This window comes from Janthinobacterium sp. FW305-129 (assembly GCF_020858115.1).
Lineage (GTDB): Bacteria > Pseudomonadota > Gammaproteobacteria > Burkholderiales > Burkholderiaceae_D > Janthinobacterium.
The window spans coordinates 25,270-51,433 of record NZ_JACYMM010000010.1 but is presented as its reverse complement, the minus strand read 5'-3'; the positions used below and the strand labels follow the sequence as shown (position 1 = coordinate 51,433).

Sequence of the window (26,164 nt, the reverse complement as noted above, 5' to 3'; positions counted from 1 at the left end):
CCTCAGTGCGTGGCCATGGCGGGACGGCCGCGTGCAGCGACGACGCGTCCGGCCCATGGCAAAAATTCCAGCATCAGCAACAGCAGCGCGATCCACAGGCCGGCCGTGCCGATAATCCCCATCAAGCCATCGTTCCCCATCGGCAGGTGGTAGTCGTACAGGCCCGCGCCCGTTTTCGGGATGTTCTGGCCGCCGATGAAAATCGTCCAGCGCATCATCCAGGCGCTGTGCAGTGCGATCAGGCCATTGGCCAGGCCACTCGTGGCCGGGCGCCAGATGGCCAGCGCCATCGGCACGATGGACGACAGCACCGCCCACACTGCCGTGAACTGCCATTGCGGCATGCCGGCCACCTGGGTAAAGGCCATGCTGTGGCTGGCGCTTACGCCAGAGAGACTCACGAACAGCCAGCCGCCGCCCAGGGCCAGCACCAGCGCCAGCGACAGGGCCAGCGCGCGGTTCAGGGACACTTCCAGCGCCTGGTCGCGGTCCGGCAGGAAGCGGTTGAACAGCAGCGCCAGGCCCACCGCTCCGACAAAGGCCGTGGCGGCAAATTGCGCCGGCAGGAAAGGCGTAAACCACAGCGGACGGGCGCGCACCACCATCACTTCCATGCCCGTGTACAGGCCCACCACGAAGGCGGCCAGCAAGGTGAAGGCGGCGGCGGTGACGATGGCCTTGCGCGATGCGGCGCCGCCACGTCCCAGCAGGCGGTAGGCAAAGGCCAGGCGGTCCTGGCCCAGCCCCCGCGCGGCGAAGTCCACGCGCAGCGCCAGCCACGCGTACAGCATCAGACAGCCAAGATACAGGGGAATGAAAAACGAGCCCCACGACATCCACGATTGCGGCTGGAAGTAAATGTAGAAATGGTAGAAGCGCCCCGGCCCGTGCAGGTCGGCCAGCAGCGCCACGGGTGCCGTCATGCCGCAAACGAGGGACGCCAGCAGCGCGATGCGTCCCAGGCGTTCATACGCCTTGCGGCCGAAGACGAAGTACGGCAAGGTCAGCATGAAGCTGCCGTAACTGAGGCCGATGAGGAAAAAATACTGCACCGCCCACGGCAGCCATGCCGCTTCGCGCGTGACGTTGAGAATTTCGGTGATGTGGCTGTCCATGGTTTATTTCCCGTGTTTGCTCGGTTGCCAAAGAGTCGCTTCGCCTTCGACGTGGCCGGCGAAGCGCGTGTCCAGTCCCAGGTAGAACACGTGGGGCTGGGTGCCCTGCTCGGGTTTCAGCACCTTGACCTTGTTCTCGGTCAGCAGCTGGTGCACCATGCTTTCCGGATCATTCAGGTCGCCGAAGATGCGCGCGCCGCCCACGCAGGTTTCCACGCAGGCCGGCAGCAAGCCTTCGTCGACGCGGTGCGCGCAGAACGTGCACTTGTCGGCCTTGCCCGTCTCGTGGTTGATGAAGCGCGCATCGTACGGGCAGGCCTGCACGCAGTAGGCGCAGCCCACGCAGCGGTCGCCGTCGACGACGACGACGCCATCCTTGCGCTGGAAGGTAGCGCCCACGGGACAGACGGGGATGCAGGGAGGATTGGCGCAGTGATTGCACAGGCGCGGCAGCATGTAGGTGCCGCAGCGGTTCTCTTCCTTGACTTCATAGGTCGAGACGACGGTGCGGAAGCTGTTTTCCGGGACGGCGTTTTCCATGATGCAGGAGACCGTGCAAGCCTGGCAGCCGATGCACTTCTGCACATCGACCACCATCGCCCAGCGCTGGCCGCCTTCGCCCCTGGTGGCGGCCTTGCCTGGCAGCGGCGCGATGGCCGCCCCGATGGTTACGGCTGGCAAGGCGCGCAAGAAACTGCGGCGCGATTCAATCATGACACTCTCCTTGACTATGGGCGGCAAGCCCTTGTTGACTTGCTGCCATGATAGAAAAGAAGTTGCCGTACGGATATTGGGGTGATCGGGTGGGTATCTAGATGATCATGCCAATTGACAGAGGAGAAGAATGGGGGTAATGCGCCTACAGCTCGTCGAGCGAATACAACCGGCGATGCTCGCGGATCGCGTAGCGGTCCGTCATGCCGGCGATGTAGTCGGCGATCTTGCGCGCCTGCTTGGTCACATCATCGCCGCTGACCTGATAGTCGGGCGGCAGCAAGGCCGGTTCGGCCATGAAGCTGTCGTACAGTTCGCGCACGATGCGGCTCGCTTTGACGCGCATGCGGTTGACCTGGTAGTGGCGGTACAGGTTCGCGCGCAGGAAGCGCTTGAGCTCCGTCGCATCCTTGCGCATGGTGTCCGAAAAACGGATCAATGGCGGGCTGGCGCGCACTTCGCTGACGTCGCGGGGAGCGGCGTCCGCAATCAGGGTGGTCGACGTGACGATCAGGTCGTCGGCCAGAGCCGTGATCAGGCGGCGCAGGGTTTCGTAGATGGCGCGCCGGCCCGACAGGCCGGGAAACGCCTGCTGCACGTCGCGCCACAGGCGGCCGAAGAACTCCACCTCTTCCAGCTGCGCGATGGTGATCAGGCCCGAACGCAGGCCGTCGTCGATATCGTGGCTGTTGTAGGCGATTTCATCGGCCAGGTTGGTCAGCTGCGCTTCCAAGGTCGGTTGCGTGCGGTCGATGAAGCGCTGGGCCACGGGCCCCAGTTCGCGCGCATGCGCCAGCGAGCAGTGTTTTAATATGCCTTCGCGCGTCTCGAACATCAGGTTCAGGCCATCAAAGGCACCGTAATGCTCTTCCAGGGTGTCGACCACGCGCAGGCTTTGCAGGTTGTGCTCGAAGCCGCCGTGCGCCTGCATGCACTCGTTGAGCACGTCCTGGCCCACGTGGCCGAACGGCGTGTGGCCCAGGTCATGCGCGAGGGCGATGGCTTCGACCAGGTCTTCGTTGAGGCGCAGGTTGCGCGCAATCGAGCGGCCCACCTGCGCCACTTCCAGGCTGTGCGTCAGGCGCGTGCGGAACAGGTCTCCCTCGTGATTGAGGAAAACCTGGGTCTTGTATTCGAGGCGGCGGAAGGCCGAGGAATGGATGATGCGGTCGCGGTCGCGCTGGAACTGGCTGCGCGAGGCGTGCGCCGCTTCGGCAAAGCGACGTCCCTGCCCCTGTGCCGAATGGGCTGCATAGGGGGCCAGGAAGTCTTCGGGCAGCATGTTATTGCACTCCGGCGGCCAGCGTGGCCAGCACCAGTTCATGCGGCGCGGACGTGATGCATGGGCTGCCCAGGGGCTTCAACAGGATGAACTTGATGGCACCGCCCTCGTTCTTCTTGTCCACTTCCATCAGTTCCAGCCAGCGCGCGACACCGAGGTCCGGCGCCTTGACGGGCAAGCCGGCGGCGGCGACGAGCTTGCGCACGCGCTCGACGGCCGCCTGGTCGATATAGCCCATGCGGCACGACAGGTCGGCCGCCATCACCATGCCGCAGCCGACGGCTTCGCCATGCAGCCAGTGGCCGTAGCCCAGGCCCGCCTCGATGGCGTGGCCAAAGGTGTGGCCAAAGTTCAGGATGGCGCGCAAGCCGCCTTCGCGTTCGTCCTGGCGCACCACGTCGGCCTTGATTTCGCACGAGCGGGCGATCGCATAGGCCAGGGCGCCCTTGTCGCGCGCCATCAGCTTGGCCATGTTCGCCTCGATCCAGTCAAAGAAGGCCGCATCGATGATGGCGCCATGCTTGATCACTTCGGCCAGGCCGGCCGACAGCTCGCGCGCCGGCAGGGTTTCCAGGGTCGAGGTGTCGGCGATCACGGCGCGCGGCTGGTAGAAGGCGCCGATCATGTTCTTGCCCAGCGGGTGGTTGATGCCCGTCTTGCCGCCGACGGAAGAATCGACCTGCGCCAGCAGGGTGGTCGGCACCTGCACGAAGCCGATGCCGCGCATGTAGCTGGCCGCTGCATAGCCGGTCAGGTCGCCGATCACGCCGCCGCCCAGCGCCACCAGGGTGGTCTTGCGGTCGCATTTATTGGCCAGCAGCGCGTCGAAGATCTGCATCAGGCTGGCCCAGTTCTTATATTCTTCGCCGTCCGGCAGGACGATGCTGATCACTTCGCGGCCATCGCTGGCCAGCGCCGCCTGCAGGCGGCCCAGGTACAGGGGCGCGACGGTGGTATTGGTGACGATGGCCACCTTGTGGCCGCTGATATGGCGCAGCAGCGCATCGGCGTCGGCCAGCAGGCCGGGACCGATGGCGATCGGATAACTGCGTTCGTCGAGGTCTACGCTCAACAACATTTTGGATTGCTCGTTCATCGAAGGCTCTGCATGAATGACGCAGTTGGGCGAGGCCTCGCATTCGAGGCTGGCCAGCTGCATCAGGATGGTCTGGACCATCGATTGTACGTTAGGACGGCCCGTGTCGATCACAATGTCGGCCACTTCCATGTAATGGGGCTCGCGCTGCGCCGTCAATTCCTCGAGCTTTTTGCGCGGGTCCGCCGTCTGCAGCAGCGGGCGGTTCTTGTCATGGCTGGTGCGCGCGAGGATGTTGCTGACGCTGGCGCGCAGGTAGACGACCGTGCCCCGCTCCTTCAGGTAGGCGCGGCTGTCGGCGTTGAGGATGGCGCCGCCGCCCGTGGCCATGACGATGCCTTCCTGGGCGCTCAGGTCGCGGATGACCTCGGCCTCGCGCCGGCGAAAGCTGGCCTCCCCCTCGATTTCAAAGATCCACGGGATGGTCGCTCCCGTGCGTGCCTCGATTTCGTGGTCGGAATCGACAAAGCGCAAGCCCAGCTTGCGGGCCAGGATGCGCCCGATCGTGGTTTTGCCTGCGCCCATGAGGCCGACAAGAAAGATATTACTGTTGGAAATTTCGGACACTTTTTATATCAATCAGAAAATAAGCAGGCGCCGCCTCTACGGCGCCCGTTTCCCCTTACGTCAAGGACAGGAGAATGTCAGTCTAAACGGGTAACTGGTGGCGTTACCCAGCGGCGTCGTCACTGTTACATTAAACGTGCTGACCACATTCGCTACACAATTTGTCGGCGTCAGGCTGTTAATTGTAACGGCATGCCGGCCTCCCTGGTTACCTTGAATGTTGCCTCCGGTACGGTCATCCACGCCAAGCGTGTTGTGCGGATAGATATTTTGTATGCTGTCCGGAGTGATGGATCCAACGCCATTGATCATATTCGTGATCGCGACCGTGGTCCCGGAGGGCATGGGGTTTTGATGCAAATCGCTGAATCTCAAGCTGAATTGACGCACTGCAGCGGCTGAAACGCTTCCAAGATCATAGGTGCTGCGATCCAGGCTTACCTGGGCCGACTGATCGAACAGCATGACATTCTCGGGCCGGCTGCCGCTCAGGAAGATGGCGATCTTCGCGGACAACGTCTTGTTGCCGTCCGAAGTGCTGGCGCAGACGGTAGCAAGACCGGGCCACAGGCTGTCGGCCGTGCCGCCATTGCTGACATCATTGCAGGGCGTGACAGGTGGATTGGTCGCCACACGCGGGTTCTGGCTGCGGAAGTCGACCGAGCAGCCGCCATTCATGGTAGTGCAGCCGCCCATGCTGGACGAGCCGATGGCGCCCAAATTGCTCTGAAATACCACCGGTGTGCCGTCAGGAACAGGGTTGCCCGCTTGGTCTGCCAGCAAGATAGTGACGGTCGTGGCAGGGGTGCCTAAGGGGCTGTCATACGACCAGCCTTCCACGCTGGACTTGACGGAGCTGAGCGAAAACGCCGTTTGCACAGGCAAACCCGTCGTTACCAGGATGGAATCGGACAAGGTGGAAATGCCAGAGGCCAGGCTGGCCTTGACACGGAAGGTGGTCGGGGTGGTGCCGGAATTCACGGTGGTGATGACGTCACCATTGGCATCCGTCGTGTCTTTCACTTTATTGAGCGTCATGCCAGGGCCGTTCAACAACGAAAACGTCACTTCCTGGCCGACCAGCGGTTTGTTGAAAGTATCGAATACGCGGAAAGTGAGCGTAGCCATTTCCGTGCGCGCTATGCCGCCCTGCCCTTGAATCACGATCGATTTGCCGACCGGACTGACGCTGGAAAATTGTACCGATGCCGGCGCGACGCGGCCGATCGGCAGCGTCGCGTGATACATGGAAGCGCTGCCCGGCACTGTGGCATTGACCATATCGTAGTCATTGCAACCCAGGTCGCGGAAAACAGCTGTGGCCTTGCCATTGACGACCGGCACGCCGCTGGTCACGCTAGCCTTGCCGGCCGCCACGCAAGTCGAACTGAAATTGACCGTCTGGCCTGATCCCGTGTACAGGCTGGTACCAGCCATGACATCAACCGTGACGTTGGTGGTGCCATAGGCCGGGATGCTGGCGGGCGAAAACCGCATGTTCGCCGCACTCAGGTCGGTGGCTCCCAGCACATAATTGATCTGGCTGCTGGCAACGGCACCATTGGCCGTCGTGGTCGCCCGCAATGTGGCGGCGCCGCTGGCCGACAGACTGAAAGGACGCAGCGTTACGCTGGCCGTACCTGTCGCATCGGTCAGTGCCGTCCCTACCGATGGTGACATCACTGCCATGGTATTGTCAGTCGAGAATGCCACCAACACGTCGCTGATCGGTTTCCCGTTCAAATCGGTCACCAACGCCTTGGCCGTCAGCGGCGTCGTGCTGCTCAATGCATTGCTGGGCTGGCCAGCCGCGTTCAACAGGCTCACCGTGACCGTCGCGGCCACACCACCGGTGGTACCACCGCCCTTGCCGCCATCGATGGTCGGATCGCCGCCACCGCCGCCGCAAGCGGCCAGCACAGCGCTCATGACCAGCAAGAGCAGCCAATTCGATACCCTACTCCAAGAAGTATTACCTAAAGAAAAATTCCGCATAGTCGCCATCAGTCCGCTTTCGTTTGCATTGTTACTTAAACGTAAAGATGTGACATTAACGTGTTGCTGGCCGATCTGCCACTATTTTCGGCGTAATAAACACCATCAGTTCCGTTTTTTCTTGACTGCGGCCCGTGCTGCGGAAAAAAACACCGAACACGGGGATGTCGCCAAGAATTGGCACCTTGCTGTCCGTGCCCCGTTCCGATTGCTGATAAATGCCGCCCAGTACCACCGTGCCGCCGTCTTCCACCATCACTTGCGTGCGCACGTGCTTGGTGTCGATGGCGAAGCCGGAGCGCGTTTCCTGGCCCACGCTATCCTTGTTGACGTCCACTTCCAGCACCACGTTGCCGTCCGGCGTAATCTGCGGCGTCACTTCCAGGCGCAAATTCGCCTTGCGAAACGTGATCGACGTGGCGCCGCTGCTGGTGGCCACCTGATACGGCAGCTCGATGCCCTGCTCGATCAGCGCCAGCACCTTGTCGGCCGTCACCACGCGGGGGCTGGAAATAATCTTGCCCCTGCCGTCCGCTTCCAGCGCGGACAGTTCCAGATTCAAAAAGCGGTTGGCGGCCGCCGAAAACAGGCTCAGGGCGAAGCTGGCCGGCTGCAAGCCGTTGATGCTGGCGGCCGGCAAGTTGACGAATTGCGTGTTCGGCACGAAGGCGCCGCTGCCCGCCACCGTTTGCCCCGTCGCCTCGCCCACGCCCTGATACGTGCCGCCGATGGCCGCGCGGCGCCCGCTGCCGCCCAGGGAAAAACCGGGCAGCTGGCCCGCCGCCAGGCGCTGGTCCGTAAAACCCAGGCGCGCACCGAGGTTGCGGCTGAAACTGTCGTTCGCCTCGACGATGCGCGCCTCGATCATCACTTGCCGCGTCGCAATATCTGTCTTGGCGATCAGTTGCCGGATCTGCTCCAGGCGCGCCGGCACGTCCGTCACGAACAGCTGGTTCGTGCGCGGCTCGATGAGCACGCTGCCACGGCGCGACAGCAGCCGGCTGCGCCCCTCGCCCGCATCGAGGCCAAACACGGTGCGGAACGCTTCGGCCTTCTGGTAATTGAGCTGGAAGATGGCCGATTGCAAAGGTTCGAGTTCGGCAATCTGCGCGCGCGTTTCGAGCTCCAGCTTTTCGCGCGCCAGCATTTCCTCGCGCGGCGCGATCCACAGCACGTTGCCGTTGCGCCGCATGTCCAGGCCCTTGGCCTGCAACAGCACGTCGAGCGCCTGGTCCCACGGCAAGTCGCGCAGACGCAGCGTCACATTGCCCGCCACACTGTCGCTGGCGATGATGTTTTGCCCGGAGGCATCAGCCAGGATGTGCAGGGCCGCGCGCACGCCCACGTTCTGGAAATCGACGGAGATCTTCTCGCCCGCGTAAGGGCGCGGGGCCGACACGTGCACCACCGCCTCCTGGGCAAGGCCGCAGGCATGCAGACACAGCATGACGGCCAGGAGCATGCGGCGCGGCCTCATGGCGCCGCCTCGGGCAGGCTGGCTTTCGTCCCCGCCACCTGCAAGGCCAGGCTGCCGCGCCGCTCGCGCCACGGGCCATCCGCCTCGCGCAGCAATTCACGGTACTGCACCGCCTGTTCGCTGATCTCCGTCACCACACCGTGGTCTTGCCCCAGATACTGGCCCACCGCCACCCGGTACACGCGCTGGCCCGCCAGCAGCAGCGCGTTCAGGCGCCCGTCCTGCTGCACGCTGCCCACCATGCTGATGGCAGGCAAGGCCACGCTTTCCAGCGGTTCACGCACGCGGCGCGGGTCGGGCCCCGCCACGTTGCCCCGCTGACCCGGCGCGGGCGCTGGCGGCAATGCATTGAAAGGATCGGCCAGCGCGGCCGCCTCATAGGGATGCGGCGTGACAGCGGCAAGCGGGCGCCATGCCGCTGCGGCTACAGGCGTGCCTGCCTTGGGCGCCAAAGCCGCTTGCGCCGCCCGTTCTCCCGCTTCGGGCAAGCGATACGCGTGCAGCACGGCATCCAGGGTCAGCAAGCGATCCTTGCCGAGGTTCAAGGCCAGCTCATGCACCGTGACGATGCGCGGCAAGCGCGCCAGATCCGCCAGCAGCGCGCCCATGGCATGATAGCTGCCGCGCAACTGTATGGCGATCGGCAAGGCAACATACGGTGCTTGCGGCTGGGCCGCGCCCGGCTTGAACAGCGAAAATTGCAAGCCGCGCGACTGGCCTGCGGCATCGATATCCGTCAACAGCACCGCCATCGCCTGCTGGTCGGGCAGTTGCTGTTCCAGGAGGGCAAGCTCGGCGCCGGCCTGGCGCTGCTGCGCGCGCCACTGCGGCAACTGCTTCGCCCTGGCCTGCGCCGACAAATAAGCGGCGTGCAGGCGGGCCTCCTCGCCTTGCCCCGCCTGCACGGCCGCCAACAGGCCATCGAGCCACGCGGCGTGCAGCAGCGCGGCCACCAGCATGCCGACCAGGACAGCGCAAGCGAGGCGCCCCGGTAACGGCCACAGCGACGCGGTCTTCAAGCTCAGCATGATCAACCTCCACGACTAAGATTGCCCAGCGGGTGCCAACGCCAGCCGTATCGTCCATTCCACGGCGCCATCTGCCGCGCCGCGCACTTCAAGCACTTCCGGCCTGGACCAGGGCACGGCCTGCGCCAGCGCCAACAATAGTGCCGCGACCTTTTCCTGCGAAACGGCATGCCCTTGCAAGCGCACCATCGCCGTTTCCTGGCGCACACTGTGCAAGGCCACGCCAGCCGGCATCGCCCGCGCCAGCGCGTCCAGCATGCGGACCCAGGCATTGCGTTGCTCTTGCAAATGTGCGATGGCCTGCTGGCGCAGCAGCAGCGCCGCCGTCTCGCCCTGCACCCGCTTACCGGCGGCAAGGACGACCTCGACTTGTTGCATGGCATTGCGCCAGCCCTCCTGGCGGTGCAGCTGCGCGTTGAGCTGGTGCCGCAGCCAGGCTCCGGCCCCCAGGGCCACAAGCAAGCCCAGCAACGCCCCACCCGCCAGTTGCCACAGCAGCAGCTGAATACGCCTGCGCCGTGCCGCGGGACGATACGGCAACAGGTTGATGCACAGCACTTGCGCCCGGACCGTCATCGGGTGTACCGGTGCAAGGCCAGGCCCCAGGCCAGCTGGTAGGCCACGCCACCGTCGGGCAAGGCTTGCCAGCCCCCCTGCGCGAGCGCCGCCTGCAAGGCCAGCGCCTCGCTATCCATGACGACGGCCAGCAAACCCGCCGCCGTGGCCGCATCGAGACGGCGCTGCACGGTGGCGCGCCGCGCCGCCACCAGCAGCACGTCGACCTCCTTGCCTGTCGTGCCGGCCAGCGGCGGCGCGGGGCCGAGAGTGACAAAATCCAGGCTGGCGTCTTCCAGCGCAAACGGCATGTATTGCGCCGCTTCCAGTTCCACGAGGATTTCCAGCTGCTCCTCCGGCAAGCCTGCGGGTAAGCGGATCGCATGCGTGATCAGGGCCGTGGCCGGCATGGCCAGCGCCACCCGCGTGCAGCCGCTGCCACTGTCGCGGTGGGCCTGGCGCAGGGCATCGGCCAGGCCCGGCAGATCATCGACACTGCCTTCAAGCATTATTCCAGCAGCCAGTGCGGCGCTGCCGCAATGCCGGCACGACAGTTTTCCCCGCCGGCGCCGCAACTCGACCACGCGCACGGCATCGTCCGCGATGTCGACGCCCAGCAAGCCGGCGCCAAAAAAATTGCTGATAGACATGTTTTTCATAGAGAAACGTCAGCGTGGGAGGAGTTCCTGCCATTCGAAAGCCTAGTCCTGGCAGCGCTGGCTTGTAAATGGATTTCACGCCGGAGTCTGCGGTACGCGGCGCCTATCTGGCCCGGCCGTGATCTGGCGCAGAATAATTGTTACCAAATCCTGGTTGCCAGCGGGCCCATACACGCTTATATAGAGTATCGGCAAGTTTCGACACTGCCCCCGGGCAAGCGCCACGGCGCGCTGCCACCCCGGCAAGCTCGCTTATAATTGGCCGGCATAATTAACCGAAAGACATACGACGCATGACATCTTCAAACTCCGCTGGCTCCGCTGGCTCGAAGCCGCCCACCAAGGGCAGCAAACCCAAACGTTTTCTGCTGATGGCCCTGGTATCGCTGCTGGGCCTGGGCATCGTCGGCGTCTTGCTGGTGGTCTTTGGCCTGGCCATGGCCTATCCGAACCTGCCGGCGCTCGATACCTTGACCGATTACAAGCCCAAGATGCCGCTGCGCGTGTTCACGTCCGACAGTGTGCTGATCGGTGAATTCGGCGAGGAACGGCGCAACATGGTGCACATCAAGGATATTCCCGATGTCATGAAGAAAGCCGTGCTGGCCATCGAGGATGACCGCTTCTATGAGCATGGCGGCGTCGATTACCTCGGTATCACGCGCGCGGCCCTGCACAACCTGACGGGCGGCGCCAAGCAAGGCGCGTCGACCATCACGCAGCAGGTGGCGCGCAATTTCTTCCTGTCCAGCGAACAGACCCTGAAACGCAAGGCGTATGAAGTCTTGCTGGCGTGGAAGATCGAGAAAAACCTCAGCAAGGACCAGATCCTCGAAGTGTATATGAACCAGATTTATCTGGGACAGCGCGCCTACGGCTTCGCGTCGGCCGCGCAAATCTATTTCGGCAAGAACATCCAGGACCTCACCGTGGCCGAAGCGGCCATGCTGGCTGGCTTGCCGAAGGCGCCATCGGCCTACAACCCCGTCGTCAATCCGAAGCGCGCGCGCATGCGCCAGCAATACATTCTGCAACGCATGGCGCAGCTGGGCTACATCACGCCAGAGCAGTACACGGAAGCCAAGAATGAAGAGCTGAAAGTGAAAACCGACAGCAGCGCCTTCGGCGTGCACGCGGAATACGTGTCGGAAATGGCGCGTCAGCTTGTCTACGAGCAATTCAAGGAAGACACCTACACGCGCGGCCTGAACGTCTACACCACCATCACCAAGGCCGACCAGGACGCCGCCTACATCGCCTTGCGCAAGGGCGTGATGGATTACGAGAAACGCCACGGCTACCGCGGCCCGGAGGCATATATCGAGATTCCGAAAACCAAGGCCGAAGCCGATGACGCGATCGAAACGGAACTGGCCGACCACCCGGACAGCGATGACATCATCGCCGCCATGGTGCTGCAGGCGTCACCCAAGTCCATCCAGGCCGTCACCTCGGCCGGCGAGGAAATTACCATTACCGGCCCCGGCCTGACCTTTGGCGCGGCCTGGCTGTCGGAAAAAGCGGCACCGAACCGCCGCATCAAGCGCGGCGCCGTGATCCGCGTCATGCAGGAAGGCAACACCTGGGTCTTGACGCAGATGCCGGAAGTGCAATCGGCGTTCGTCTCGGCCAGCACCACGGACGGCGCCATCCGCGCCATGGTGGGCGGCTTCGATTACAACCGCAACAAGTTCAACCACGTCACGCAGGCGTGGCGCCAGCCCGGTTCCGCCTTCAAGCCCTTCATCTATTCCGCTTCGCTGGAACGGGGCCTGTCGCCGGCCACCATCATCAACGATGCGCCGATCTCGTTCGACGCGGGCCAGACGGGCGGCCAGGCATGGGAACCGAAGAACTACGACAGCAAATACGACGGTCCGATGACCATGCGCAAGGGTCTGATGAAATCGAAGAACATGATTTCCATCCGCATCCTGCACAAGATCGGCGCCAAGTATGGCCAGGAATACGCGACGCGCTTCGGCTTTGACGCGGACAAGAACCCGCCGTACCTGACCCTGGCCCTGGGCGCCGGCAACGTGACGCCGCTGCAGATGGCGGGCGCGTATGCCGTGTTCGCCAACGGCGGCTACAAGATCAACCCGTATCTGATTGCCAAGGTGACCGACAGCGACGGCAATGTGTTGTCGCAAGCCAAGCCGGACCTGGCGGGCGAGGAAGCCAACCGCGTCATCGATGAGCGCAATGCCTTCATGATGAACAGCATGCTCAACGACGTGGTGCGCTTCGGCACGGCAAATAAAGCCATGGCCTTGAAGCGCCCTGACCTGGCCGGCAAGACGGGCACGACCAACGATTCCATCGACGCGTGGTTCGCCGGCTACCAGGCCAAGCTGGTGGGCATCGCCTGGATCGGCTACGACCAGCCGCGCAACCTGGGCAACCGGGAAACGGGCGGCGGCCTGGCCTTGCCGATCTGGATCAACTATATGGCCAAGGCATTGAAGAGTATTCCCGTGGAGGAACGCGCCGTGCCGGAAGGCCTGATCCACGTGGGCGACGAGTATTACTATGCGGAAAATCCACCGGGCACGGGCGTAGGCAGCCTGGAAGGCGCGGCGCGCGGTACGCCGGAGGAAGAAAAAGCCAAGGAAGCCGTCAAGAACGAGTTGTTTTAAGATCGTTTGATGCAAAAAAGGGCAGCCTGAAGAGGCTGCCCTTTTTGATTGCGCGCGGCTAAAACAATTACTTCAATACCACCGGCGCACCCGCCTGCTCGCTGGCCATGCTGGACAAGGCCGCAAACAGTTCCGAACCGTCGCGCGTGTTGATCCATTCGTCGCCCACGCGCTTGTAGTGGAAACCGCCGGAACGGGCGGCCACCCACATTTCGCGCATGGGGGCCTGGCTGTTGACGATGATTTTCGTGCCGTTATCGATGAATTCGATCTCCAGCACATTGCCGCTGCGGCTGCATTCGACGTCGAGCACGTCTTCATCGTTCAGCCGGTCCAGCGCCGCCTCGATCTGGGTCAGGGTGGCTTCGGCCAGGGCCAGGAATTCCGATTCGCTCATGCTACACTCCAAAGATCTTAATCAAACCGTGATTCTAATCGTGAAGTCATCCTCAGCGTTTTATATCGGCACCGCCATTGTGGTTTCTAGCGTCCTGGCCGGCTGCGGCCAGCCCGGCCCCCTGTACCTGCCCAAGCCGCCAGCGGCCAAGGGCGCACCGGCCAAAGGCCCCGTCAAACCGGCGCCCGTGCCGCCGCCGCCGGTGATCGTGCCGGCGACCTAAACGGAGCGCACCGGGGTGGCGGCATTCGCCGCCCTGGCATTTTTGACGCGCTTGCTCCAGAAAAAATACACACGCATTAACAGCAATAGCGCGACGATACTGCCAAACAGGATCGGTTGCGCGAAATTGTGCTTGCCCGCCTTCATCCACCAGAAGTGCAAGATACCGAGCGGGGCGATGACATAGATCAACCGGTGCAGCCACTGCCAGCGCTTGCCCCCCAGGCGTTTCACCATGCCGTTCGTGCTCGTCACGGCCAGCGGAATCAGCAGCACGAAGGCAATAAAACCCACCGTGATGAATGGCCGCTTGAGCACATCCTTCCACATTTCCTGCACATCAAAAAAGTGATCGAACCATAAAAACGTGGTGAAGTGCAGCGCCGCGTAGAAAAACGCGAACAGGCCCAGCATGCGCCGCAGCTTGATCAGCCAATTCCATTGCGTGAAGCGGCGCAAGGGCGTCACCGCCAGGCTGATGCAGATAAAATACAGGGTCCAGTCGCCCGTGCCGCGCGTGATGAATTCCAGCGGCTCCACCAGTTGCCCCGTGTACGTGAGCCAGACCATGCGCGCAAACGGCAGTAGCGCCAGCAGAAAAACCAGGCTTTTGAAGAGCGACAATTGTCTCGGCGTGGGGTTGAAGGCCATGGTCTTTCCTTAAAAGAACTTCTTCAGATCCATGCCCGCGTACAAGGAAGCAACATCGTTGTAGCCGTTGAACATCAGGGTCTTGCGCTTGCGCGCGAGAAAGCCGTCTTCGCCGATGCGCCGCTCGGACGCCTGCGACCAGCGCGGATGATCGACGTTCGGGTTCACGTTGGAATAAAAACCGTATTCGGACGGCGCCGACAGGTTCCAGGACGTGCGCGGCTGTTCCTTGACGAAACGGATCTTGACGATGGATTTGGCGGATTTAAAACCATATTTCCACGGCAAGACCATGCGCACGGGCGCGCCATTCTGGTTCGGCAAGGTTTCGCCATACATGCCCAGGGTCAACAGCGCCAGCGGATGGTTCGCTTCATCGATGCGCAAGCCTTCCGTATAGGGCCACTGCAGCACGCGGCTGCCCACGCCCGGCATCTGCTTCTTGTCGGCCAGAGTGATGAATTCCACATATTTGGCATTGCCCGTCGGCTCGACCTTCTTGATGATTTCCGAGAAGGAATAACCGACCCACGGAATCACCATCGACCAGCCTTCCACGCAGCGCAGCCGGTACACGCGCTCTTCCAGCGGCGCCAGCTTCAGCAGCGCGTCCAGGTCCAGGGTCATGGGTTTCTTGACTTCGCCCTCGATGCTGACCGTCCACGGACGCGTGCGCAGGGTGCCCGCGTTTTGCGCCGGGTCGCTCTTGTCCGTGCCGAACTCGTAGAAATTGTTGTAACTGGTGGCGTCTTTATAGGCCGTCTGCTTTTCCAGCGCCGAATAGGCGGGATTGAGTTTGGCAGCCAGCTTGGGATTGGTGCCTTGCGCGAACGCTTCGCGGCTGGCCATTTCCAGCAGGGCCGCACTGGACATCGTGCCCAGCGCCACTTGCTTGATGAAACTGCGGCGCGATTCGAACACGGCGCGCGGCGTGATTTCGGAAGAATACGGCAACTCAATGCCGTTGGGACTGCGCTTGATCAACATGGCGGCTCCGGGAAAAGGTGATTATTTGTACCTTACACCAGTTTTCCCGGGCCGTTCATGACGCTTCTGTCATGCAAAAATGAATTACAGCTTGCCGTAAGAATGCAGGCCGGAGAGAAACATATTCACGCCCAGGAAGGCAAACGTCGTCACCAGCAAGCCCACCAGCGCCCACCACGAGGCGACGCGGCCGCGCAAGCCCGTCATCAGGCGCATGTGCAGCCAGGCTGCATAGTTGAGCCAGACGATCAGCGCCCACGTTTCTTTCGGGTCCCACGACCAGTAGCCGCCCCATGCTTCGGCCGCCCACAGGGCGCCCAGGATGGTCGCTACCGTGAAGAAGGCGAAGCCGACGGAAATGGCCTTGTACATGACGTCGTCGAGCACTTCCAGCGACGGCAGGCGGTCGACCAGGTAGCCGCTCGATTTGAGCAGGTAGGCCGCCGCCACCATAGCCGACAGGGCGAAGGTGCCGTAGCCGATGAAGTTGGCGGGTACGTGGATCTTCATCCACCAGCTTTGCAGGGCCGGCACCAGCGGCTGGATTTCCGCCGCATCGCGCGTGACCGTGTACCACATCAGGAACACGACGGCCGCGGAAATGACCAGCATGACGAAGGCGCCCAGCTGGCGCGTCGCGTAGTGCTGCTCGTAATACAGGTAGAACATGGCCGTGATCAAGGAAAACAGGATGAACACTTCATACAGGTTCGACACGGGAATGTGGCCCACGTCGGCGCCGATCAGGTAAGACTCGTACCAGCGCACCAGCATGCCCGTCAGGCCCAGCACCACGCCGGCCCAGCACAGCAGGGAGCCGACGGACGAGCCGAATTCCGAGCGCGCCACCAGGCCGATCCAGTAGAACAGGGTCGACAGCACGAACAGGGTGCCCATCCACAGGATGGCGGACTGGCTCGACAAGATGTATTTCAGGAAGAATTTCTGGTTCGCCATGTCCAGATGGCCCGCGTACAGTTCGATGGCGAACAGCGACAGCACGGCCGCCAGCGGGATCAGCCAGCGCACGGGCTTCCAGTACCAGCCCAGCCACGCGAACGTGGGCGCCGCGGCCAGCAGGATGGCTTTTTCGTAGATATCCATAAAGGCGCCAAAGCGCATCAGACCGAACAGCGAGGCGGCCAGCAAGCCGGCACCATACAGCCAATCGATCAGGCTCAGGCGCTTGAAAAATCCTGGTTCCTGCGTATATATTTGCTTGTTTGCCAATTCCATCATTTTCTCCATTCCCGGCGACGCGCAAGCGTCCCGAAACTCAGCCAATCCAACTCAGCGCAGCTTACGCCGATTGCGGCAGCTTTGCCTTCAAAGTCTCAAATTCTTTTTCAAAATCCAGGGTCTTGCGTTGCGTGCTCATGGCCATCAGGGCTTCGCTGCCGCCCTCGCCATCCTTGATCCACACCCACAGGCGGCGCTCGCGGATATAAAACATGGAAAATACGCCGATCACGAGGAACAGGCAACCGAGGTAGACCACGCTCTTGCCCGGCGAACGCGTCACTTGCAGCACGGACGCCTTGATCTCCGTAAACTCGTCGAGTTGCAGATACACGGGCGCGCCATAAAAGAAGCTGTCGGACAGCGCATTCGTGGCCAGCTGCAGGAAGCGGCCGTGCTTATCATCGGCCTCAATGGCTTTCAAGCCATCCTGGGCGCGCGCCGCCTGCCACAAGTCCCACAGGCTGCCATTGAGGATTTTCATGAAGATATCGGCCGCTTTTTCCTGCTCGGCCGTCGGAACTTTCTCCAGGAAACGCGAAATGGCGAGGAAACCGCCCTCTTGTCCATTGCCGGCAAAGATACCCAGGCTTTTCGCCGCCGATTCCTGCAACTGGCCGCGCAAGGCTTCCGCGTTCGCCTGCGGCATGGCGCGCGCCGCATAGCGAGCGGCGGCCTGCTGGCGCAGCGCGGGATCTTGCAGCGCGGCACGCAAACGCATCCACTCGTTCACGCTGTAATTGTCATCGGCGGGAATGCGCAGATAGCTGAACGGGTCGCTGGGGTTGACACGCATGCCGGCCAGAAACACCGTCGTGCCATCGACCGTGACGGGCTGCATGTAATTCTGGTACTCGCGCGCCTGGCCCGTCTTGTCGCGCAATTTGTATTGCACCGAGGGACCGACGTTCTTGAGATCCTTGTTATGCGCGTTCTTCGCGGCCGACCCGAGGCGTTTATCGAGGCCGACGGCGAATTTATCGTTGAAACTTTCCGCCTTGCTGACGGCGCGCACATCCTGGCCCGCGCTGAGGTTTTCCACGTTAAACGGACGGAAACCCGACCATTCCACCGTGTAGGAATTGCCGTCGCTGCGCTCGAGCGGCGTGCTGCCGCCCACTTCGCCGCCGATATCGAAGCGTTTCGTCGTCTTGCCCGTCATGGGAAAACCAGTCAACTTGAGCTTGCTGCCGCCATCTTCAAAGCTGGACTGGTACAGGGCCAGGCCCTTGTACAGCAACGGCTGGTTGACTTTGATGGTCGCGGGGAAACTTTCTCCCGTTGCATGGTCGGTGACGACCACATCGCTGGCGAACAGCTTGGGCATGCCCGTGCTATAGAAATCGATGTGGAATTTCTTCAGCAGGATGGTGATGGGCAAATCCTGGATCAGCACGCCATCGGCCTGGGGAATGATGGCCGTGTTGCTCGACGAGCCTTCCGGGATCATGGTATTGCCGCGGAAAGTAGGATTCGACAGGCTCAAACGGTGCTGGGCGGGAATATCGGCGATCACGCCGCTGCCGGAAAACGGCGTCTTGCCAAAGAACCATTGCTGTACGCGGATCGGCATTTCCGAATCGAGCAAGCCGCCCACGCAAATGATGACGATGGCGCCATGGGCAAAGATATAGCCCCATTTATTGGCCGCGCCCCGCTTGGCGGCCACCAGGGTGGCGTTGTCCTTCTCGACCACCTTGGCCCCGTAGCCGGCGTCTTTCAGGCGCATCACCATCTGCTGCGCCAGCACGGCGCGCGGCAGCGGCGCCTGCCATTCCAGCTTGTGGTGGAAATTGCGCAGCGATTGCTCGCGCACGGTTTCGCGCCAGCTGCGCATGTCCTTGAGCATCTTCGGCGCATTGCGCACGATGCACAGCGAGGTCGAGGCGACCAGAAAACCCATGATGACGAGGAACCACCAGGCCGAATACACGGAATACAGGCTCAGCTTGTCGAAGACGGCGAACCAGAACGGACCGAACTGGTTCACATAATTGGGCATGGGCTCGTTTTGCTTGAGCACGGTGCCGATGATGGAGGCGACGGCGATCAGGGTCAGCAGGCTGATGGCAAAGCGCATCGACGAGACCAGCTCGACGAATTCAGCCAGGCTGCGGCGTTGGGTCTTTAACTCGATTCCAGTCGTGCCAGTGCTCATACGTGGATACTCATACGGAATATGCAATCTTCAAGAAAATGTAGGCATGGAGCAGGTAGTTTCTCCGCGCAAGGCGGCAGCATACTCCTGTTTGGCCCCTGCCATGAAAAAGGGCAGCCTGTGGAGACGGCCGCCCTTGTTCATGCGCGCTGCTGCGCCTGGCAATCGCTTGCCAATATGAAAACTTACTTCAGGCCGGCGATGTAATCGGCCACGGCGGCAATCTCGTCATCCGACATGCGGGCGGCGATGGTGTGCATTTGCGCGCTGTTCTTGCGGGCATCAGCCTTGGTGCTGCGGAACATGGTCAGCTGGGCCACCGTGTAATCCTGGTGCTGGCCGGCGATGCGCGGATACTGGACGGGAATGCCATTGCCCATCGCGCCATGACAGCTGGCGCAGGCGGCAACTTGCTTGGAAGCAATGCCACCACGGTAGATTTTCTTGCCCAGGTCGATCGTATCCTTGTTTTTCGCGGCACCCGGCTTGGACACCTGCGCGCCCAGGTAGGCGGCGATATTCTTCTTGTCGGCGTCGCTGAGCATCTTCGCGTACGTCGTCATGACGGGCTGGCTGCGCTCCGGCGTGGTGAAGTCGACCAGTTGCTTGTAGATATAGCTTTCGTGCTGGCCGGCCAGCTTCGGATTGACCGTGATGGTCGAATTGCCGGCCGCGCCATGGCAGGAGACGCAGGCAGGCAAGCCGCGCGCCGCATCGCCATCGGCGTACAGGGTAGCGCCCTTGGCGGCATCGGCCTTGACGGCCGGTTTCGGTGCTTCGACCGCGGAAGCAGTTGCCGATACAGCCAGCAAAGCGAGCAGCATGGATTTGATAAACGGTGAAAACGCACGATTCATTCAGGCACCCTGAGACAGTGAGAAATTAGTGGTGGACATTGCCGCGCCCTGTTGATTTTTGCTTTATTTTCAGGGCCGCAAGCCGCATCGCTGCTACGCCGGCAACAATAAACAACCCCTTATTGTACAATAGCTTCTTGGCGTTATCGCTCCCTTATCGCTCCCTTTTGTTGCTTTACTACTCCCATGTCAAAACTCTGGCAAGCCCGCTTCTTTACGACCGTCAACCAATTGCGTGACCTGCCCGATACCACGGTGCCGGAAATCGCCTTTGCCGGCCGCTCCAATGCCGGTAAATCGACCGCCATCAACATCTTGTGTAATCAGAAAGGCTTGGCGTTCGCCTCCAAGACACCTGGCCGTACCCAGCACATCAACTACTTCTCCATCGGCGGCGCCCACGTGGCGCAGCACCGCAAGGATGCCACCATCGTCGAAGAGATCGAATGCCTGCTGGTCGACTTGCCGGGCTACGGCTACGCGGAAGTATCGGGCTCGGCCAAATTGCACTGGCAGCGCCTGCTGGGCGACTACGTGCAGCGCCGCGAGCAATTGGCGGGCTTGATCCTGATCATGGATTCGCGCCGTCCCTTCACCGACCTGGACATCCAGATGCTGGAATGGTTCGCCCCGACGGGTAAACCAATTCACTGCATCCTGACGAAAGTCGATAAGCTGAACCGCAATGAATCGGTCAACGCGCTGCGCCAGGCGAAAGCCAAGCTCGACAGCTACGTGGATGAAGACGGCGTCGGCTTCCCGTTCACCGTGCAACTGTTCTCGGCCCTGAAAAGAGTCGGCATCGACGAAGCCAATGACAAGATCATGGAACTGGCCGGCATCAGCGAAGACGGCGCGGCCCAGATGGTCGACCTGATCGAGATGGAAGACGACGTCGAGCCGGAAGCGGACAAACCGGCTTGATCAAGATCAACGCTGCGTAAAAAAGGCTGCCCGTTCACACGGTGCAGCCTTTTTTATTGCGCTGGACGTTTAGCGCCGTCCCGGCCCTGGGCGCTTCTCGGAAAAGAATTCCTGGCGCAGGAAGGCCATCAGCTCAGCCGTGTCTTCCACGCGGGCGCTGAGGTTGACGTTGCGTCCCAGGCGGCGGGATTCCCACACGAAATCGCCGGGCTTTTCGGCACGGATCAGCTGGATCATCTTCTTCAGGATGGCCGTCTCGATATCGGGCTCATTGCCCAGTTCCACTTTTTCCTGCTTCAGCCAGTTGCGCTTGAAGTTGCCATTCCAGCCCTTGAACTTGACTTCCGCGCTGAACGAGGTCTGGTTGACGATGGAAAACACGCCGCCCGAATCCTCGCGGTCGCTGCCGGAATTGCGTCCCTGCGCGCCGGCGATATTCGCCTTGGCCACGCGCATGGCGCGGTCGTTTTCGCTTTCCTCGGCCAGCGGCGCGGGATTTTGCGCCTGACGCTGCTTGCGGCGCTGCTCGATCATCGCACTCATGTCTTCGGCGGGCGGCGGCGGCAACGGCACTTTCGACACCAGCGGCGGCGTAAATGTTTCCAGTTTTGGCTTGTCGCGCGGCACGTCTTTTGTGACCACGCGCTTGCTCGGCGCCGGCGGTGGTTTCACCTTGGCCACTTTCGTGTCCTTCGGTTTCGGCGTGGGCTTGGGTGTGGGCTTGGGCTGCGGCTTCGGTTGCGGCTTGTCCTTCAGGGGAGCAATGTAGACCATCGCGCTTTCCTTCTTCGGCGGCGGAATCTTTTCGATGGTGTCGCTGCGCAGCAGGACATACGCGGCCAGCAGCACGTGCAGCAAGACGGACACGCCGAGCGCCACCTTGCGCATGGTGCTGGTCCTGGACCCGTAGGCCGGTGGTGGCTGGATGACTTGCCCGCAGGTGGGGCAAACATCGGAATCGGCAGCCATCAAATGGGTCGTGTCATGCAAAATGAATCGTGCTTTCTGTGTAGCAACAAAAATAATCTTACAGGGCAGCCATAGTGCCAGAGTCCCTTGCTTTTGGGAACACTTCCCCGGCATTTCCAACCCGAAGCGTACAGGATAGCGGTATTCCTTGCAGCGCAAGCTAGGGTACCCGAGCCGTCTCTTGACGGTTGTTACCGTATGTATCACCGTCCATACAAGACCGGCGCCGCATTCACTGAGGAACGGGGCGCCGGTGGTGGCCGTGTGGCGGATCAGGCCTTGTTATCGAGCGCCACCAGTTGCTCGTCCGTCAACGGTCCCGTGCCGCTGTACTTGTCGAGGAACAAATAGATGACGGGCGTGATGAACAGGGTAATGACTTGCGAGAAAAGCAAGCCACCGACCACGGCCAGGCCCAGCGGCTGGCGCAGCTCGGCACTGGCGCCCAGGCCCAGGGCGATCGGCAAGGCCCCCATCAAGGCCGCCGCCGTCGTCATCATGATGGGACGGAAACGCAGGATGCACGCCTGGCGGATGGCGTCGGTTGGGCTCATGCCCTCGTTGCGCTGCGCATGCAGGGCGAAGTCGATCATCATGATGGCGTTTTTCTTGACGATGCCGATCAGCATCAAAATGCCGATGATGGCGATCATGGTCAGGTCCATGCCGAACAGGCGCAGGGTCAATAGCGCCCCCACGGCCGCGGACGGCAAGCCGGCCAGGATGGTCAGCGGGTGGATGTAGCTTTCATACAGCACGCCGAGCAGCACATAGATCACGGCCAGCGCGGCAATGATGAGGATGATCTGGCTCGACTGCGAGCTCTGGAACACGGCAGCATCGCCGCCGTAGCGCGTGATGATGGAGGCCGGCAAGCTCATATCCTTGGCCATCGCATCGATCCTGCCCGTGGCGATGCCCAGCGGCACGTCCGGCGCCAGGTTGAAGGCGATGGTGACGGCTTGCAACTGCCCCTGGTGATTCACGGAGGTGGGGCCGATCGTGCGTTCCACATAGGCAATACTTGATAGTTTCACCAGTTCACCCGTCTTGCTGCGCACGGAGACGCGCGTGAGCGCATCGTCATACTGGCGGTCCGCCGTGGCCGCTTCCAGGATCACATAATAGCTGGCGGCCGAGGAATAGATGGTCGACACTTGCCGCTCGCCAAAGGCGCTGTACAGGGCCGTGCGGATGTCGGACATTTGCACGCCCAGCAGATTGGCCTTGTCGCGGTCGATCCTGAGCGACGCCTGCAAGCCCTTGATTTGCGAATCGCTGGTGACGTCGCGGAAGGCCGGATCCGTGCGCATGCCGGCAATAAACTTTTCCGCCCAATCATTCAGGGCGTCGGGACTGACGCTTTGCAAGGTGTATTGGTAGCGGCTCTTGCTCTGGCGCCCGCCCAGCTGCAAGTTTTGCACGGGCCGGAAATACACGGCCATGCCGGGCACGGCGCTCGTGGCGCGGCGCAGGTTTTCCAGCACCACCGGCATTTTCGGCCGCTCGCTGCGCGGTTTCAAGACCATGAACATGCGGCCCGTGTTGCCGCCGCCGACGAACGAGGTCACATCCTGCACGCTGGGGTCCGCCATGAGCACGGCCGCCACGCGGGCTTGCAAATCCTGCAATGCCGCGGAGGAAATATCTTCCGACGCTTCCGTATTCACCTGGATCTGGCCCAGGTCTTCCTCGGGGAAGAAACCTTTGGGAATGGTCGCGTACAGCAGCACCGTCAGCGCAAAGGTGCACACGGCAACGAACAGCACCACGTTGCGGTGCGCCAGGGCCTTGTCTAGCAAATGCACATAGCCGTTGCGCAATTTCGTGAAACCGGCTTCGAAATGGCGGCCGATAAAGGTTTTCTCGCCATGGCTGGGGTCGCTGTCATTGTGCTCGCGCGAGTCGGCCGGCAGGAAGCGGCTGGCCAGCATCGGCACCAGGGTCAGCGACACGACGGCGGACACCAGCACGGCCAGCGAAACGACCACGGCGAACTCGTGGAACAGCAAACCGATCACGCCCGGCATGAAGAAGATGGGGATGAACACGGCCACCAGCGAAACGGAAATCGAGATGATGGTAAATCCCATCTCTTTCGCCCCTTCCAGCGCCGCGCGTATCGGTTTCTTGCCCATCTCGATATGGCGCACGATATTTTCCAGCACCACGATGGCATCGTCGACGACGAGGCCCACGGCCAGGGTAATGCCCAGCAGGGAAACGTTGTCGAGACTGTAGCCGAGCCAGTACAGCAGGGCCAGGGCGCCGAGCAGGGAAATCGGCATGGTGACGGCCGGAATGAAGGTGGCGGCCGCGCGGTGCAGGAACAAAAAGATCACCAGCACCACCAGCACCACGGTCAGGGCCAGGGTCAAATTGACGTCGTGGATGGCTTCGCGGATCGACAGTGAGCGGTCGTTAACCAGGCTGATCTGTATAGACTGCGGCAATTGCTCCTTGAAACCCGGCAACAGACGGCGCACGCCGTCGACCACTTGCACGGTATTGGCGTCCGGCTGGCGCTGCACCATCAGGCTGATCGAGCGCTCGCCATTGAAACTGCCGACGGCCTTGATCGATTGAAAGCTGTCTTCCACCTCGGCCACGTCTTTCAGGCGCACAGGCTGGCCATTGCGGCTGGCGACGATCAGTTCGGCAAAATCGGCCGCTTTCATCATTTGCGGATTGCCCTGGATGGTCAGGGTCTGGCTCGGGCCGTCAAGGATGCCCAGCGGGGAATTCGTGTTCGAGGTGCGCAAGGCGGTGGCCAGCTCGTCCATCGTCAGGTTGCGCGCATTCATCAGGTCGGCGCGGGCGCGCACGCGCACGGCAAAGCGCTTCTGGCCATTCACGATCACCTGGGCGACGCCAGGCAAGGTCGACAGGCTGGGGGCGATCAGGTTTTCCGCATAATCATTGAGATCCGACAAGTTCAGCGAGGGCGACGTCATCTGGATGAACAGCACCGGCGCATCGGCCGGATTGACCTTGCGGTAAGACGGCAAATCCGTCATTTCCGTCGGCAACTGTCGCTGCGCGCGCAGCAGGGCCGCCTGCACATCGACGGCCGCCTCGTTGACATTGATGCTGGCGTCAAATTCCAGGGTCAGCGAGGTATTGCCCAGGGTACTCGTGGACGTGATCAGGCTGAGGCCGGAAATGGTGGAAAACTGTTTTTCCAGCGGCAAAGCCACCGACGAGGCCATGGTTTCCGGGCTGGCGCCGGCCAGGTCGGCGCTGACGTTGATGACGGGCGTGTTGTAGCTCGGCAAGGCTGCCACGGGAATTTGCAGGTAGGCCAGCACGCCGGCCAGGATGATGGAGAGGGACAGCAGCACCACCATGACGGGGCGGCGGATGCTCAGTTCGGACAGGTTCATGCTGGCTTGCCCTGCGCTGCGGCGGCGCCATCGGCGGCCTTGTGTTTTTCCGCCAGGCGCACCTTGCTGCCTGGGCGCAAGTTCTGCTTGCCATCGACGATGACTTTTTCATCGCCGGCCAGGCCGGTGACGACGGCGCTCGGTCCGAATGCATACACGCGGGCAATCTTGCGCATCCTGGCGGTGTTGTCCGCCTCCATCGAGTACACGAAGGTGCCCGTGGTACTCGTGATGATGGCGTTTTGCGGAATGACGAGCGCATCCTTGAGGGTGCGCACGGTCAGCTGCGTATTCACGTACTGGCCTGGCCACAGGTCGGTGCCGCCATTGTTGAAACGGGCCTTGACCTTGATCACGCCCGTGGCGGGATCGACGGCATTGTCGATAAAGCTGAGTTTGCCATCGAGCTGCTTGCCGCCTGCGTCCGACAGCAGCGCCGTGACGGGCACCTCGCCCGCCTTCTGCGCCGCCAGCAAGCCCGACAGGCTGCTTTCCGGCAAGGTAAACAACACATCGATGGGGTCGAGCTGAGTGATGCTGGTCAGCGACGTCGCCGGCTGCACCAGGCTGCCCGGATACACATTGATGGCGCCCACGCGGCCGCTCTGCGGCGCGCGCAGAACCGTGTAGCTGGAATCGACCTGGGCGGCACGCAAGGCAGCCTGGTCGGCGGCCAGCAAGGCGCGTGCCGCGTCGAGCTGGCTTTGCAGGGTATCCACGGCGCCCTGGGCGATAAAATTCTTGCTCAGCAAATCCTGGTTGCGCTTGAGCTGGCGTTCGAGGTCCTGTACCGAGGCGCGGTCGCGCAGCACCTGCGCTTGCGCCTTGTCAACATTCGCGTGCTCGCTGCGTGCATCGAGCGTGAACATCAACTCGCCCTGCCTGACGAACTGCCCTTCGCGGATGTGCACCTTGGTAATCGTGCTGGTCGTCTGCGGGTGCAGATCGACACTGCTGATGGGCATGACGCTGCCATTGGCTTGCAGCACCATCGGCACATCCTGGCGCAGCGGCGCGACCACGCTCACCGTCGTCGGCGCCTGCCCGCCCTTGCCCCCTTTACCCTCCTGCCCACCGGTCGCTGCGCCGGACTGATGCTTGAAATACCAGATGCCGCCACCGATACACAGGGCCGCACCCACGAGGATTGCCAGACTAGTCTTTTTCATTGTTCTGTCACGCTGTCGCAGCGCAGGGCTGCAGGTTGAATGTAGTTGCCAGGGGGCATAAAGCACAATATTGTCGCATGG

General features: G+C 62.0%; 20 protein-coding genes and 1 pseudogene. 3 read left to right on the top strand and 18 right to left on the bottom strand.

What is annotated here, in order from left to right:
- Positions 1–2 precede the first annotated feature (2 nt).
- The 9 genes and pseudogenes from nrfD to pilM all read right to left on the bottom strand — a co-directional run bounded on the left by nrfD (position 3) and on the right by pilM (position 10,479).
- Complete coding sequence (gene nrfD, locus IGS61_RS20110; RefSeq protein ID WP_230541266.1) at positions 3–1,115, bottom strand: NrfD/PsrC family molybdoenzyme membrane anchor subunit; 1,113 nt, start codon at positions 1,113–1,115, stop codon at positions 3–5.
- Between the two features lie 3 nt (positions 1,116–1,118).
- Positions 1,119–1,829 (bottom strand): sulfate reduction electron transfer complex DsrMKJOP subunit DsrO, encoded by a 711-nt coding sequence (gene dsrO / locus IGS61_RS20105; RefSeq protein WP_086139026.1) that lies wholly within the window; start codon positions 1,827–1,829, stop codon positions 1,119–1,121.
- Positions 1,830–1,974: 145 nt separating this feature from the next.
- Positions 1,975–3,111, bottom strand: coding sequence for a deoxyguanosinetriphosphate triphosphohydrolase (locus IGS61_RS20100; RefSeq protein WP_230541265.1), 1,137 nt, complete (start codon positions 3,109–3,111; stop codon positions 1,975–1,977).
- Between the two features lies 1 nt (position 3,112).
- The gene (gene aroKB / locus IGS61_RS20095) at positions 3,113–4,732 is read right to left on the bottom strand and encodes a bifunctional shikimate kinase/3-dehydroquinate synthase AroKB (protein WP_230541435.1); all 1,620 of its coding nucleotides are present in this window, start codon (positions 4,730–4,732) and stop codon (positions 3,113–3,115) included.
- A 102-nt stretch (positions 4,733–4,834) separates the two neighbouring features.
- Entirely contained in the window at positions 4,835–6,703 is a 1,869-nt protein-coding gene (locus IGS61_RS20090) for an Ig-like domain-containing protein (protein WP_230541264.1), read from the bottom strand.
- Between the two features lie 121 nt (positions 6,704–6,824).
- A pseudogene (locus IGS61_RS20085) lies at positions 6,825–8,150 on the bottom strand (type IV pilus secretin PilQ); the annotation flags it as partial.
- A gap of 92 nt (positions 8,151–8,242) precedes the next feature.
- Positions 8,243–9,274 (bottom strand): pilus assembly protein PilP, encoded by a 1,032-nt coding sequence (locus IGS61_RS20080; protein ID WP_230541263.1) that lies wholly within the window; start codon positions 9,272–9,274, stop codon positions 8,243–8,245.
- 15 nt (positions 9,275–9,289) lie between these two features.
- On the bottom strand, positions 9,290–9,850 hold the full coding sequence (locus tag IGS61_RS20075) for a PilN domain-containing protein (RefSeq protein ID WP_230541262.1): 561 nt from the start codon (positions 9,848–9,850) through the stop codon (positions 9,290–9,292).
- On the bottom strand, positions 9,847–10,479 hold the full coding sequence (gene pilM, locus IGS61_RS20070) for a pilus assembly protein PilM (RefSeq protein ID WP_230541261.1): 633 nt from the start codon (positions 10,477–10,479) through the stop codon (positions 9,847–9,849). The genes IGS61_RS20075 and pilM overlap by 4 nt, the downstream gene beginning before the upstream one ends.
- Positions 10,480–10,781: 302 nt before the next feature.
- On the opposite strand from pilM, the gene IGS61_RS20065 reads away from it, so the two are divergent.
- Positions 10,782–13,127, top strand: coding sequence for a penicillin-binding protein 1A (locus IGS61_RS20065; protein ID WP_230541260.1), 2,346 nt, complete (start codon positions 10,782–10,784; stop codon positions 13,125–13,127).
- 67 nt (positions 13,128–13,194) lie between these two features.
- Here IGS61_RS20065 and cyaY read toward each other — a convergent pair whose 3' ends face one another.
- The gene (gene cyaY, locus IGS61_RS20060; RefSeq protein WP_092802037.1) at positions 13,195–13,524 is read right to left on the bottom strand and encodes an iron donor protein CyaY; all 330 of its coding nucleotides are present in this window, start codon (positions 13,522–13,524) and stop codon (positions 13,195–13,197) included.
- 40 nt (positions 13,525–13,564) lie between these two features.
- On the opposite strand from cyaY, the gene lptM reads away from it, so the two are divergent.
- Positions 13,565–13,747 (top strand): LPS translocon maturation chaperone LptM, encoded by a 183-nt coding sequence (gene lptM, locus IGS61_RS20055; RefSeq protein WP_230541259.1) that lies wholly within the window; start codon positions 13,565–13,567, stop codon positions 13,745–13,747.
- Here lptM and IGS61_RS20050 read toward each other — a convergent pair.
- The 5 genes from IGS61_RS20050 to IGS61_RS20030 form a co-directional block, all read right to left on the bottom strand.
- Positions 13,744–14,397: a sulfite oxidase heme-binding subunit YedZ gene (locus IGS61_RS20050; RefSeq protein ID WP_230541258.1), complete on the bottom strand. Its 654-nt coding sequence runs from the start codon at positions 14,395–14,397 to the stop codon at positions 13,744–13,746. The genes lptM and IGS61_RS20050 overlap by 4 nt on opposite strands.
- 9 nt (positions 14,398–14,406) lie before the next feature.
- On the bottom strand, positions 14,407–15,384 hold the full coding sequence (gene msrP / locus IGS61_RS20045; RefSeq protein ID WP_230541257.1) for a protein-methionine-sulfoxide reductase catalytic subunit MsrP: 978 nt from the start codon (positions 15,382–15,384) through the stop codon (positions 14,407–14,409).
- 84 nt (positions 15,385–15,468) lie between these two features.
- Positions 15,469–16,620, bottom strand: coding sequence for a c-type cytochrome biogenesis protein CcsB (gene ccsB, locus IGS61_RS20040; protein WP_230541434.1), 1,152 nt, complete (start codon positions 16,618–16,620; stop codon positions 15,469–15,471).
- A gap of 64 nt (positions 16,621–16,684) precedes the next feature.
- Positions 16,685–18,781, bottom strand: coding sequence for a cytochrome c biogenesis protein ResB (locus IGS61_RS20035; RefSeq protein ID WP_230541256.1), 2,097 nt, complete (start codon positions 18,779–18,781; stop codon positions 16,685–16,687).
- 185 nt (positions 18,782–18,966) lie between these two features.
- Positions 18,967–19,638 carry a c-type cytochrome gene (locus IGS61_RS20030; RefSeq protein WP_230541255.1) on the bottom strand — a complete coding sequence of 224 codons (672 nt, stop codon included), beginning with the start codon at positions 19,636–19,638 and terminating at the stop codon, positions 18,967–18,969.
- Positions 19,639–19,824: 186 nt separating this feature from the next.
- On the opposite strand from IGS61_RS20030, the gene yihA reads away from it, so the two are divergent.
- On the top strand, positions 19,825–20,562 hold the full coding sequence (gene yihA, locus IGS61_RS20025) for a ribosome biogenesis GTP-binding protein YihA/YsxC (RefSeq protein WP_230541254.1): 738 nt from the start codon (positions 19,825–19,827) through the stop codon (positions 20,560–20,562).
- Between the two features lie 69 nt (positions 20,563–20,631).
- On the opposite strand, the gene IGS61_RS20020 is transcribed toward yihA, so the two are convergent.
- From IGS61_RS20020 to IGS61_RS20010, 3 genes are all read right to left on the bottom strand, one after another.
- Positions 20,632–21,450 (bottom strand): hypothetical protein, encoded by an 819-nt coding sequence (locus tag IGS61_RS20020; RefSeq protein ID WP_230541253.1) that lies wholly within the window; start codon positions 21,448–21,450, stop codon positions 20,632–20,634.
- 353 nt (positions 21,451–21,803) lie between these two features.
- Positions 21,804–24,914: an efflux RND transporter permease subunit gene (locus IGS61_RS20015; protein WP_230541252.1), complete on the bottom strand. Its 3,111-nt coding sequence runs from the start codon at positions 24,912–24,914 to the stop codon at positions 21,804–21,806.
- Positions 24,911–26,083: an efflux RND transporter periplasmic adaptor subunit gene (locus IGS61_RS20010; RefSeq protein ID WP_230541251.1), complete on the bottom strand. Its 1,173-nt coding sequence runs from the start codon at positions 26,081–26,083 to the stop codon at positions 24,911–24,913. Before IGS61_RS20010 ends, IGS61_RS20015 begins: the two co-directional genes overlap by 4 nt.
- Positions 26,084–26,164 lie beyond the last annotated feature (81 nt).